The organism is Candidatus Sarmatiella mevalonica (genome assembly GCF_016751895.1).
Classification (GTDB): domain Bacteria; phylum Pseudomonadota; class Alphaproteobacteria; order Rickettsiales; family Rickettsiaceae; genus Sarmatiella; species Sarmatiella mevalonica.
This window is the reverse complement of the sequence record NZ_JACVVM010000042.1, coordinates 1-11,304: the sequence shown is the minus strand read 5'-3', so window position 1 is coordinate 11,304 and position 11,304 is coordinate 1. Positions and strand designations below refer to the sequence as shown.

At 36.0% G+C, this 11,304-nt stretch carries 14 protein-coding genes and 2 pseudogenes; 4 read left to right on the top strand and 12 right to left on the bottom strand.

The features are described 5' to 3' along the window. The 9 genes and pseudogenes from Sarmat_RS04250 to xth form a co-directional block, all read right to left on the bottom strand. Positions 1-192 (bottom strand): annotated as a pseudogene (locus Sarmat_RS04250) (IS5/IS1182 family transposase); the annotation flags it as partial. A gap of 49 nt (positions 193-241) precedes the next feature. Further along, positions 242-553 (bottom strand): DEAD/DEAH box helicase family protein, encoded by a 312-nt coding sequence (locus Sarmat_RS04245; protein WP_202149582.1) that lies wholly within the window; start codon positions 551-553, stop codon positions 242-244. A 55-nt stretch (positions 554-608) separates the two neighbouring features. Continuing rightward, positions 609-764: an AAA family ATPase gene (locus tag Sarmat_RS04240; RefSeq protein WP_202149581.1), complete on the bottom strand. Its 156-nt coding sequence runs from the start codon at positions 762-764 to the stop codon at positions 609-611. Then, positions 745-1,083 carry a tRNA-binding protein gene (locus Sarmat_RS04235; protein WP_202149580.1) on the bottom strand — a complete coding sequence of 113 codons (339 nt, stop codon included), beginning with the start codon at positions 1,081-1,083 and terminating at the stop codon, positions 745-747. The genes Sarmat_RS04240 and Sarmat_RS04235 overlap by 20 nt, the downstream gene beginning before the upstream one ends. Further along, on the bottom strand, positions 1,080-1,223 hold the full coding sequence (locus Sarmat_RS07360; RefSeq protein WP_410520498.1) for a hypothetical protein: 144 nt from the start codon (positions 1,221-1,223) through the stop codon (positions 1,080-1,082). The genes Sarmat_RS04235 and Sarmat_RS07360 overlap by 4 nt, the downstream gene beginning before the upstream one ends. Further along, complete coding sequence (locus tag Sarmat_RS04230; RefSeq protein ID WP_202149579.1) at positions 1,181-1,357, bottom strand: hypothetical protein; 177 nt, start codon at positions 1,355-1,357, stop codon at positions 1,181-1,183. The genes Sarmat_RS07360 and Sarmat_RS04230 overlap by 43 nt, the downstream gene beginning before the upstream one ends. A 50-nt stretch (positions 1,358-1,407) precedes the next feature. Then, positions 1,408-1,518, bottom strand: a complete 111-nt coding sequence (locus Sarmat_RS04225) for an IS630 transposase-related protein (protein ID WP_202149578.1) — start codon at positions 1,516-1,518, stop codon at positions 1,408-1,410. A 122-nt stretch (positions 1,519-1,640) separates the two neighbouring features. Next, positions 1,641-1,996 (bottom strand): annotated as a pseudogene (locus tag Sarmat_RS06875) (transposase); the annotation flags it as partial. A gap of 79 nt (positions 1,997-2,075) precedes the next feature. Next, positions 2,076-2,870, bottom strand: coding sequence for an exodeoxyribonuclease III (gene xth, locus Sarmat_RS04215; RefSeq protein ID WP_202149583.1), 795 nt, complete (start codon positions 2,868-2,870; stop codon positions 2,076-2,078). Between the two features lie 60 nt (positions 2,871-2,930). On the opposite strand from xth, the gene Sarmat_RS04210 reads away from it, so the two are divergent. From Sarmat_RS04210 to topA, 3 genes are all read left to right on the top strand, one after another. Beyond that, on the top strand, positions 2,931-4,493 hold the full coding sequence (locus Sarmat_RS04210; RefSeq protein ID WP_202149576.1) for a hypothetical protein: 1,563 nt from the start codon (positions 2,931-2,933) through the stop codon (positions 4,491-4,493). Between the two features lie 648 nt (positions 4,494-5,141). Beyond that, on the top strand, positions 5,142-6,398 hold the full coding sequence (gene murA, locus Sarmat_RS04205) for a UDP-N-acetylglucosamine 1-carboxyvinyltransferase (protein WP_202149575.1): 1,257 nt from the start codon (positions 5,142-5,144) through the stop codon (positions 6,396-6,398). A 25-nt stretch (positions 6,399-6,423) separates the two neighbouring features. Beyond that, positions 6,424-8,772, top strand: a complete 2,349-nt coding sequence (gene topA, locus Sarmat_RS04200) for a type I DNA topoisomerase (RefSeq protein WP_202149574.1) — start codon at positions 6,424-6,426, stop codon at positions 8,770-8,772. Between the two features lie 359 nt (positions 8,773-9,131). Here the strand turns inward: topA and rpsI are convergent, their stop codons facing one another. From rpsI to Sarmat_RS04185, 3 genes are all read right to left on the bottom strand, one after another. Continuing rightward, positions 9,132-9,560, bottom strand: a complete 429-nt coding sequence (rpsI, locus tag Sarmat_RS04195; protein ID WP_202149573.1) for a 30S ribosomal protein S9 — start codon at positions 9,558-9,560, stop codon at positions 9,132-9,134. A 140-nt stretch (positions 9,561-9,700) separates the two neighbouring features. Then, a complete protein-coding gene (gene rplM, locus Sarmat_RS04190) occupies positions 9,701-10,174 on the bottom strand; it encodes a 50S ribosomal protein L13 (RefSeq protein ID WP_202149572.1) in 474 nt (157 codons plus the stop codon). A gap of 218 nt (positions 10,175-10,392) precedes the next feature. After that, a complete protein-coding gene (locus Sarmat_RS04185; RefSeq protein ID WP_202149571.1) occupies positions 10,393-10,593 on the bottom strand; it encodes a hypothetical protein in 201 nt (66 codons plus the stop codon). Between the two features lie 62 nt (positions 10,594-10,655). Between Sarmat_RS04185 and Sarmat_RS04180 the strand changes: the two genes are divergently transcribed. Then, positions 10,656-10,910 (top strand): hypothetical protein, encoded by a 255-nt coding sequence (locus Sarmat_RS04180; RefSeq protein WP_202149570.1) that lies wholly within the window; start codon positions 10,656-10,658, stop codon positions 10,908-10,910. Positions 10,911-11,304: the final 394 nt, after the last annotated feature.

Below are 11,304 nucleotides of genomic sequence, written 5' to 3'. Positions count from 1 at the left end.
TCTCCGATATATTCCAATGCCATTAATAGCTGATTTTCCATGCTCAGCTTATTTCTTCTACCTCCTTTAGTTTTTTTTCTTTTTATCAGCTTCTTCTAATATTTTTACCATCTTATCAAACGCACCACGCTTAACTCCTGTTAATCTTCTGAATTGATCATCTGATAAAATCTTTACTTGTTCATATTTCAATTACAAAACCATAATATTTTTATTGACCTAGCTTGAGTATACACATATATCACAGTTTCGAAAGAGGCCTAATTTCAAAACCAAATTCTTTATACACATTCAGATGAATCTGCTCAAAAATCAAAGCATCTTCATAAGAAATTTTTCTGGCATCGGTATGCTCGATAAAGCCAAGGTTTTCAAAAAAGAATATCCGGTTCTGGTAACGCCGTTTTTTTAGGCAACGATCAATTTCATCAAACAATACAGGCGAAGGCTTAAATTCGAGGCCTTTCCAATGGGTTAAATATTTACCAAGGGCGTAAGTGCAAAAAGGTGAGTGTCGTAAAATTGCAAATCTCCAGTAGCGTCCATCTGCCACTCTTTTTGCATACGTGTAATTTGATCTAGAAAATCAGGCTCTTCCCATGGTTTTTCTATGCCTTTAACTTGCTTATGCTAATTACATCGGTTGCAGCTTCATGAATAACAGCATAGCCTGATTTTTCTAGCTCTTTGATGACAGAGGTTTTTTCACTACCTGGAGTGCCAGTGAGGATGAAGTGTTTCATGTCAACACATTTTTTGTCCATGTGGAGCCTTTGGATCAACTGTTATCAAGCAAATAGCGCCGCTTTCATCCGCGAATCCCACAAGTAGGAATTGAGAGGTAAAGCCCGCTATATTCTTCTCTCCCAAATTAACGCACCCCACAATCTGGCGACCAAGAAGAGTCTGAGTGGTATAATGCACAGTCACCTGAGCTGACGTTTGCAATACGCCAATCTCAGGTCCAAAATCTGCCCACACTTTAAATGCCGGCTTTTTCGCCCTTGGAAATTCTTCTACTTTCACAATCGTGCCAGAGCGCAAATCCACACGCTCAAATTCTTCGTATGTTATTGTTGTCATTTGTTACCTTCGATTCGATCTATAATTTTTGCCATTTTTTCTTTTGCGTCTGCTTTGGCATGCTGACTGGTGCCAATCTCTTCTTTTTTATCGTCTTCTATGTGGTTTGAAAAAATAATTCTTCTATCACCTTTTTCAATCCAACCAATGAACCAGCCGTGGTATAAATCAAGATTTTTTGTTTCGTCGGCATTAACGGAGTGCCCACTCCTGTTTTGCCATAAAACTTCCGGCCGTTTTTTAACTCTTCAACAAATAGAATATTTTTTATCATTAGACCTCTTCGGAAACTATCATTTTTGTAATTCCGTATTGTATAGTAATTTAGGTTGAATTAGGTATTTTAAATAATTTAGATGTTTGGTCATAACTATTCCCAGCTTCTAAATATTCTACTACTTTTTCTCTTAAATCATTGCTGTAGCTTTTTGTCATTTTTCCTTTCATTATAACGAAAAATTATATCTAATTCAATCTAAATTACTATATCAGCTACGATTTTAAATCGTTTTAATCATACCAATAACATTTTCATTGGCCGCTCTTTCTTTTGCAAGTTCTCGATTTTTCTTTTTTAATACGTTCTTATTCTTTACTCTTTTTTTGGGCGCTCTATAGGTGTTTCCGTTGTGTCTATGAATACAACTTCATACTCCATGTCACTTTAGGTAAGCTTTACGACTTGGTAGAAGGATGTTTGATCAGCCTATCCACCTAATTGTATTGTATGCTGTGCTTTCTTACTTCATAACTTGGCTTACATGAAATATTCACGGATGTACTCAAGTGCCATAAGAAGACGACCTTCTATACTAAGCTTACTTTTTCGTCCTCCCTTCGCTTTCTTTTTGGTTTCAGCATCTTCAAGAATACTTACCATTTTGTCAAATACAGTTCTTTTTACTCCTGTCAATCTACGAAATTATGTATTTTTTAATTCTTTGATTTGTTTATATTTCATATCGGTCCCTCCAGATCTGTTTTACCTCATTTTAGGTGAATGGCAGTGAAAAAGAGAGTTCTATGATGAGCGGCACGTGGTCTGAAGTTCTTACCCAACTACGCACTTCCTTTGCAACCTCAATATGTTTTATTGTATTCAGCAAATTTGCGCTACACCATGCATGATCTATGCGTAGTCCACGGTTTTTTTCCATGCTAGCTCCGCGGTAACTCCACCAGGTAAAATGCTTTTCGGAAGGAAAAAAGTGATGCGATAAGTCTATTGCATTTAAGCTTTTCTGTAAATCTAACAAAGCAGCTCGTTCAATAGGAGTGTGACTCACGATATTGCGCATATATTTGCTACACCATACGTCATTTTCGTGTGGCGCAATATTTAAATCTCCTAGTATGAAATATTTATTTCTCTCATTTTTATGATCTAAAAACCAGCGCTGCACAGCGTCGATATATTTTAGTTTATGTTCAAATTTAGGATTGAGGGTTACATCAGCAATCTCTCCTCCGGATGGAACATAAAAATTATGTATCTCTAGATCTTTTATCGTAATGGCTATATGCCTTTTATCTTCATTGACAAAATTTAACACAAAATGACGATCAAATGGAAGGCGCGAAGCTATCGCTACTCCGTTGTACGATTTTTGTCCGCTAAAAGCTAGATATTGGTAACCTATTTTCGCTAGCTGTTCGGCAGGAAAAAGTTCATCAATCACCTTTGTTTCTTGAAAGAGTAGTATATCTGGTTGATATAAGTTACAAAATCTCGAGATTAGCTCTAATCTTAGTCGAATAGAGTTGACGTTCCACGTCGCAATTTTTATTGTCATATTGACGCGAATAGTTTTGTGTATACTAATAGTATTAAATTTACTTCTTCTATCATGCTGAGTATAAGTCAAAAAAGTTACATGCTTGGTTTACAAAAATTAAAATTTGCAATGTTCTCTATTTTTTTACGTAGAGAAGATAAGCTGTTTATTGTATACGGCAGTTATGCTATGTATATTTTTACATCCAACCCGCATCATAAGAATGCTGGAGGAGTATTATCACAGAATGCGTCTTGCGTCATTCTACAAGACGAGAAAGCTATTCAAAATCTCAAAACCTTTTTGAAAAGTTTTAAAAAATATTCTGTGTATTTCATCTTAGAAGAGACTGAGCATAATTTTAAGTATGAAGTGATTAAAACTTTCGATACCACCTCTCCTAATCATTTAATTAATAAACTACTACAGGAACAGACGCAAAACAAATTATGCGATTATCTGGTGTATCAGGATGATGGCATAGATCACTCATGGTTCGTATTGTTGCTGTGTATGAATTTAGATGAGAAAATGCTAGCCATTTTAAATGTGATATTTGAAAGCAAAGTGTTATTAGGTGGATTTTATTCTATTGGCTTTGAATTATATCGCAATCTGGCTAAGGGTTTATTTTATCAATCCGACAATCCATCGGAGCTACAGGTGTTAGTGATACCTCTTCAGGCGTTTGGCATCAAGGTAATAGCTACTAATAATCGCGATTTATTCTTCACTAAGAGTGTAGGTTTGAGCTTTACAGAGTCGAATGAATATTTAAATGGCCTTATAGAGCAATCTGTATATGATGTAGTATCGCATTTTAAAGCGCATATTGTGCAGGGTGATATGCAAGTTACGCTATTGTTGGCATTTGATATTGATATTACTAATAATTTGCATTTTAGCTATGTTAAAGTGGATAAGATGATTGTGGTAGACAAGCGTAAATTTATAGTGCAAGGTGAAAAAATACAAAAAACTTTATGCGATGAGTTAGTGATAGACTTAGCAAATAGACAGAAGAAAGTATTAAGGGAAAAATCATTTGATAAACTACATTTGCTGTATAAATTAAATAGTATTTTTTTTAAGCCTTTTTTATCAGTATTGTTGGTTTTTATGTTTTACATAGCCCATCTGGAATCAAAAAACTGGAACAAAAAGAAGGAATTATCAAAAATTACTATCGATTATTATCTATTATTAGATAAGACATCTGAGATTAGCAAAGTTTATCCTCAGATGAATGTATATGATCTATATAATTTATATAAAATGCAACATTTTATCCAAAACTTAGCACAAGGAGAGGTGGTGGGTGATTTACGGAAAGCATTAGGGTGTTTGCTTGAACAAAATTTTTATATTATTTCCATGGAGTGGCAGGTAAATGGCGGTATTGTTAATAGAAATGATTCGAATGCGCGGGTGGTTTTAGGATATAATGGCACTTCTTGGAGTAAGTTTGAAAAGAGTACGCGCGATATTACTGACGCTTTACAGAAAAATTTTAGCCGTTCACTGTTGGTGACCAAAAACAATGCTGAAAGCGTTATATTACCCGACAATATCTCCGCTATTTTAGAGATTTATTTCTCCATACCATATGCTTATAAAAATTTTAGTAATTTTTAACAACATATAGCTAATTTTTTAAACATTCAAAATTAAAATATTGATTGGCTAGGCTAAGCAAATAGGTATTTCTATGCAATCATAACTACAGTTTTGTCGATATTGCATTCTCTTTCCTCTGATTTATATCATCTTTTTTCATGTCGTTATAAAATTTAAAGAATAAAATCAAAGAATTCAAACTAAAAAATCTTAGTACCGGACAGTTAGGTAAAAAAGTAGTAGCGTAAAGGTAGCAAAGCAGTTAAACATATACATTTTTAACGATAATTAATGATGTTTATGTTCTACAATACCACTTTACGCCAAATGTTATCAAAACATTTTCGATGGAATAAATCAAGAGTCGAATTATTGGGGATGATAATTTTATCACTTTTTAAGATTAAAAATCATAATCGTAGGTTATTTTCTATATTTTCATATGGACTTACTTTTTTAAGAAAAATATTAATGCAATCAAAATTCATCGAAATTTTTGATTTTTTCTTCAGATCTATTATGTCTAACAATCCTTTAAATTCAAAACTTAAGCAACTATGTGTCCGGTACTAAGCTGAAAAATATGAGATATATTTGCTGTTGACTTTATGCGTCATTCAGATATAATCATTTCTAATTGATAAAATATAACTTATAATTTAGATTATGGAAAGTATATTAATTCAGGGTGGAGCATCGCTTTTTGGAGAGATTTGCGTGAGTGGTGCGAAAAATGCGGCATTGCCAATTTTAGCGTCGTGTTTATTAAGCGAAGAATGTTTGAGGCTGAGAAATATACCAGATTTAACTGATATACAAACAATGATCGACTTATTGAGTGGGCACGGTGTACAAATTCAACGTCGCGACGATCAACTGGAATTAATTGCATCAGATATCGTTAATCTTGTCGCTGATTACGAAATAGTGCGCAAGATGCGCGCGTCTATTTGGGTTCTAGCTCCACTCTTAGCACGCTTTGGCTATGCTAAAGTTTCTATGCCAGGAGGTTGCACTATAGGCACTAGACAAGTTGACATGCATTTGCAACTCCTAGAAGCGATGGGCGCAAAGATTGAGGTAGATGATGGATATATTACGGCCTCTAGTAAGCAACTTCAAGGGGTTAATTTTATTTTTAACAAGATTTCCGTAGGCGCTACAGTAAGTGGCATTCTAGCGTCAGTATTAGCAAAGGGACACACTACTCTCTTAAATTGTGCGATCGAGCCGGAAATTATAGATTTATGCAATTGTTTGCAAAATAGAGGAGCTAAAATTAAAGGTATAGGCAGTACGAAATTAATGATAGAAGGTATTGATGAATTCAATGCATCAGAGCATTCTATTATTCCAGATAGAATCGAAGCTGGCACTTACATGATTGCCGCGGCTATTACCAAAGGTAATTTGTTGATTAAGAATATAGTGTATAGTCATGTGGAGTCGTTGATTATGAAACTTGCTAGTTGCGGTGTAGAGATAACGCAGGAAAATGAAGGTATTAGGGTGAGGTATGTTGATCAATTGAATGCTACCAATATTAGTACCGACGTTTTTCCTGGGTTTCCTACTGATCTGCAAGCTCAGTTCACTAGCCTCATGACGCTTGCGCGCGGCACATGTATCATCACCGAAAATATTTTTGAAAATCGGTTTATGCACGTTCCTGAGCTATTGAGAATGAATGCTAATATTGTCATTAATGGTAATAGTCTCACGATACATGGAGTAAATGAGTTACACGGTGCGCGTGTGAAAGCGAGCGATTTGCGTGCGTCAGCCTGTTTGGTGCTAGCCGGTCTTGCTGCCAGAGGTGATACTTGTATCGAAAAAATTCATCATTTAGATCGTGGATATGAGAAATTAGAGCGGAAGCTGATGCAGTGTGGGGCGCAGATCGAGAGAATATTTAACAATTAACAAAGCAACAATTGATACTTTCTATATGTACTTAGTAATCGTAGAATCGCCAGCAAAAGCCAAAACTATTAATAAATATTTGGGTGCTGAATACCACGTTATTGCTTCTATGGGGCATGTGCGCGCTTTGCCATCTAAAAGTAGTTCGGTAGTACCGTCGGAAGATTTTGCAATGCTTTATCAGAATTTAGAGAAATCTCAGAGATATATTACAGAGATAATAAAACAGAGTAAAAAAGCCAAGACTATATATTTAGCAACTGATCCTGATAGAGAAGGGGAGGCAATATCATGGCATATTACAGAAATTATTAAAGAGAATCTATCCAAAATTCCAGAAAATTTCTTTCATCGAGTATCATTTACCGAAATTACTAAAAAGGCCGTTGTGTATGCTGTGCAAAATCCTAGAGCTCTTGATTTAGATTTGATTAACGCCCAGCAAGCTCGCGTTGCTTTAGATTATCTGGTTGGATTCACTCTATCGCCATTGTTGTGGCGCAAGTTGCCTGGCTGCAAGTCTGCTGGTAGGGTTCAATCTCCCGCTCTGCGATTAATTTGCGAGAGAGAAGATGAGATTGAGCGCTTTAAGAAGGAAGAGTATTGGGATGTGAAGCTTGCGCTTCATAATGCTAATAACCAGAAGGTCGTGGCTAAACTCACGGCTGTAAACCAAGTAAAATTAGAGAAATTTTCTTATACGAGTCAAGAACAGATTGCTCCGGTAGTAGAGAAGCTTAATAATAAATGTTTTATCGTTGATAACATAGAAAAAAAGCAACAAAAGCGCCAACCTCCCAGTCCGTTCATCACTTCTTCTATGCAACAGGAGGCGGCGCGCAAATTGAATTTTAGCGCAAAAAAGACTATGCAAATAGCGCAAAAACTATACGAAGGTGTAGAAATAGACGGCGAGAGCGCTGGTCTGATTACTTACATGAGAACGGATGGTACTAATATTGAAGCTGATGCTGTGCAGGCTATTCGTAAATTTATCGTAGACAATATAGGGCAGCAGTATTTGCCTAGTAGTCCTAGGGTATATAAGTCGAAAGCGAAGAATGCCCAGGAGGCTCACGAAGCTATTAGACCTACTAATATCAATTTGCGTCCTAAGGATGTGGAACGTTATTTAGATAAGGATGGTTTACGACTCTATGAGTTAATTTGGAAGAGAACTATAGCGTGTCAGATGGAAAATGTGTTGTTAGATATGGTTTCTGTGTCCCTGGAATCAGTTTGTCCTATCACTGGCTCAATGAAAGAATTTAGCGCTAGAGCGAATGGTTGTACCATTGCATTTGATGGATTCTATAAAATCTATCAGGAGGGAATAGATGACGAAGATGAGAATGAAGATGAAGCAAAATTACCTAAGCTTGAATTAAAAGAGCAGTTGGAATGCGATAAAATCATACCAGCTCAACATTTCACAGAGCCTCCACCTCGATATTCTGAAAGCAGTTTGGTGAAAAAGTTAGAGGAATTGGGGATAGGGCGTCCATCTACCTATGCGCCCATTCTGTCTGTGTTGCAAGATAGAAAGTATGTGATCTTAGATAAAAAGCGCCTATTACCCTCGGAATTAGGTAGAATTTTAGCGGTATTTTTAGCTGGGTTTTTTCAGAAATATGTACAGTATGAGTTTACGGCTGACCTGGAAGAACAGTTGGATCAGGTGTCGCAAGGTAATTTAATGTGGAAAACATTACTTGCGAATTTTTGGCAGGATTTTAACTTAGCCGTGCATTCTGCAAAGGAGCTGAGTATACAGGAGGTAGTACAGTATATTGAGAACAAACTTGACTATCATTATTTTAAGGGGCAAGAAGAGTTGAAGATTTGCCCTAAATGTAAAGGCTCTGTACAATTAAAGCTAGGTAAATTTAGTGCATTTTTAGGATGCTCAAATTATCCAAATTGTGATTTTGTTAAAAATATTACAGCAGCCAATGATAATGCGGAGCAGAAGTTCGAGCAGATAGAGGAGAGTGGCTCGAAGGAGAAATTATTATATGTGGATGAAGCGAATAATAATATTTATCTAAAAAACGGTCCTTACGGTTGGTATTTGCAAATTGGTGAAGTGGTAAAGGGGAAGAAGGCGAAATGTATCTCTGTTCCGTCAAACATAAATCCTATGGACCTTACTAAGGAGCAGGCTCAAAAAATAGCATCTATTCCTTTTATATTATGTGAATATGAGCAAAAAACAGTGATTATAGGTATTGGTAGGTATGGGCCTTATATTAAGTATGACAATAGTTTTATTTCTATACCAAAAAAATATAATATGATTGAATTGAAGGAAGATGAGGCTATAGCTTTAATTAAAGCGCATAGTGCAAAAAAGAATACCGAGAAGAACAAATAGAAATTTAAACTTTTGGTATATACAGTAAACGATCTTTCTAGAAAAATATCTCCTCTGTTTTTTCGGTCTTTCTATAACCCGTTCTGTAACATCTATCAATTGGGTAGTTTTTTTTGTAAGATAAAGTCCCATCCTTTCTTGATAGCAACTACTTTCATAATTCAAGACTCTGTATCTTTATAATTCTACAAGCCATTAGCATCAATCTCAAACATAAACTCTCGTTGACCTCTTATACTTATTTCTAAGTATTTGTCACTTGCATAAGTTTCTAAGTATAAAAAGACGTGAGTAAAAAAAGATATGTGCGTAAAAAAAACGGGATGACATGGCGGAGCGGCAGAGCTCCGCGCGCAGGGTTAACGTTTAGAGAATTGAGGTCTCTTGCGCGCCTTACGTAAGCCATACTTCTTACGTTCAACTACTCTAGCATCTCTAGTCAAAAACCCGGCTCTTTTTAAAGCACTATGATAATCGGGACAAGACTTATTTAGGGCTTTTGCGATACCATGGAGGATCGCCCCTACTTGACCAGATACTCCGCCACCTTGCACGGTGCAATATACATCGTACTGACCCATGGTTTTCGTGACTACGAGAGGGCGTACGAATTTTGCAAAACAAGATGTGGCAGAAAAATATTGATCAGCAGACTGTTTATTGATAACAAATTTACCGCTACCGGGCCATAACCAAACCCTAGCGATTGATGTTTTTCTTTTACCAGTAGCATAAGAAGTGTTATTTTTACCTATTGCAAGCAACACATTTTTTTTATCTTTGACCATAACAAGTTAACCAAAACTTACGAATATTTTTATTTTTTAAACTCCCTTAAATATTAAAACCAAACCGAAAAATTAAACCAAAAACTTACACCGAAAACAAATAAAACGTAGTCGACAACACAATCAACAACAAGCGAATATCAGACACTCTTCTTAGTGTTCTTCTTATTTTTTACACCAAAATCGTACGGCTTAGGCATTTGTCCTTCATGTGGATGAGTATCTGCAGGATATACATACAAATGCGACAACACTTGGGAGGAGAGAGGGTTAGGAGTGAGCATTCTCTTTACCGCTAACTTAATGATGCGCTCAGGATATTTACCATTCATCAAAGTTTTTGCATCAGTTTCTTTAATACCGCCTGGGTGCCCTGTATGCCTATAATACATCTTGCCTCTATTAGCCAACTTCTTGCCAGTTAAGGCGACTTTAGAAGCATTAATAACCACCACATAATCACCGCAGTCCATGTGAGGAGTGAAAGTGGGTTTATGTTTGCCGCGTAACAAATTAGCGATGCATGATGCTAACCGACCTAACACTAGGTTTTGCGCATCTATCACTAGCCATTCTTTTTTAATCTCGGAGGCCTTCATTGAGTAAGTTTTCATAAGTTTATTCTCATGATTACAAATAAAACATAACACAAAGTAATTCTTAGATACTACAAGAGATCTTACGTTTAGTCAAGCCCAGCGATTGTGGCTTATTGTATTTTTAAAATAATATAGATCTAATCCTTCAGGAACGCGCTAAGATGTGATAGAGTATAGGAATGAAGAGGCATCCCAAATTAAGAGCGAGTCAAATTAGACTTCTTCGGAAACTATCATTTTTGTAATTCCATATTGTAAATAGCAGATGTAAATAGCAGATATTTATCAGCTACTTTAATAGACCTGTTGCGTAAGTAAGCATAGACCTCTTTCCTAACTCTACTCCTGATGGCAACTGTGGCGACGCTGTCGATGCGCAAGTCCTCACGTACTTCATGTACGCTGTGGCTCTGTGCTTCGTATACTCCTCGCATTTACTCATCATGAGCGAGTTTCGAAAGAGGTCTAATATATCGCCTAATGATAGAAAGAGGTCTTGATTTTTTCAAGACAGAAGGTATATACAGAGTTTATTTTAATACAAAGCTACTCCATATATGGCAATATCATACACAAAAATCAGGAACATCCAAGAATTTTTTTAAGATTATTTGGCATTAGTTGTGAAGAATTTGATATTTTAGTGAGGAAACTTGAAGTATCATGGGCAAAGAAAGTCGTTGGCAAATACAAGAGGCCTGGTAGGTTTTATGTTTGGGATCGATGTTTCAAGGGTATGCAGAATAATTAAAACTTTGGAACGATTGATCGCGAAGTTGATTGCGATAGAAAAAAATCGCACTCTAAGTTCTGAAGAGACTGAACAGTTAATAGCATGTAACGGAGCAAATAATTGAAAGGCCTAGCAAGACTGAAATTAGAATAACATCCGCAGGAAAAATCAAGCATGTTTCTAAGTCCTACCACGGCAAGGTTCATGATTTTAAAATTCATAAACAGAAAGATCGTCTTCCGATAGATACCAATATTTACGCTGATTCCGGATATCAGGGGTTAAAGAAACTTGCAAGAACGCCAAAACACCGATAAAAACACGAAAGAAAAAGCCCTTGAGTTACTGGCAAAAAATATATAATAAGATAATTGTTAAAAGACGTATAAAAGTTGAAAATATTATCGCTCAA

Excerpts from the sequence above, each read along its gene's own strand:
- Sarmat_RS04240 (WP_202149581.1), bottom strand. The coding sequence starts at position 764 with ATGGACAAAAAATGTGTTGACATGAAACACTTCATCCTCACTGGCACT.
- Sarmat_RS04235 (WP_202149580.1), bottom strand. The coding sequence starts at position 1,083 with ATGACAACAATAACATACGAAGAATTTGAGCGTGTGGATTTGCGCTCT.
- Sarmat_RS04230 (WP_202149579.1), bottom strand. The coding sequence starts at position 1,357 with ATGATAAAAAATATTCTATTTGTTGAAGAGTTAAAAAACGGCCGGAAG.
- Sarmat_RS04225 (WP_202149578.1), bottom strand. The coding sequence starts at position 1,518 with ATGACAAAAAGCTACAGCAATGATTTAAGAGAAAAAGTAGTAGAATAT.
- Sarmat_RS04210 (WP_202149576.1), top strand. The coding sequence starts at position 2,931 with ATGCTGAGTATAAGTCAAAAAAGTTACATGCTTGGTTTACAAAAATTA.
- murA (WP_202149575.1), top strand. The coding sequence starts at position 5,142 with ATGGAAAGTATATTAATTCAGGGTGGAGCATCGCTTTTTGGAGAGATT.
- topA (WP_202149574.1), top strand. The coding sequence starts at position 6,424 with ATGTACTTAGTAATCGTAGAATCGCCAGCAAAAGCCAAAACTATTAAT.
- rpsI (WP_202149573.1), bottom strand. The coding sequence starts at position 9,560 with ATGGTCAAAGATAAAAAAAATGTGTTGCTTGCAATAGGTAAAAATAAC.
- rplM (WP_202149572.1), bottom strand. The coding sequence starts at position 10,174 with ATGAAAACTTACTCAATGAAGGCCTCCGAGATTAAAAAAGAATGGCTA.
- Sarmat_RS04185 (WP_202149571.1), bottom strand. The coding sequence starts at position 10,593 with ATGCGAGGAGTATACGAAGCACAGAGCCACAGCGTACATGAAGTACGT.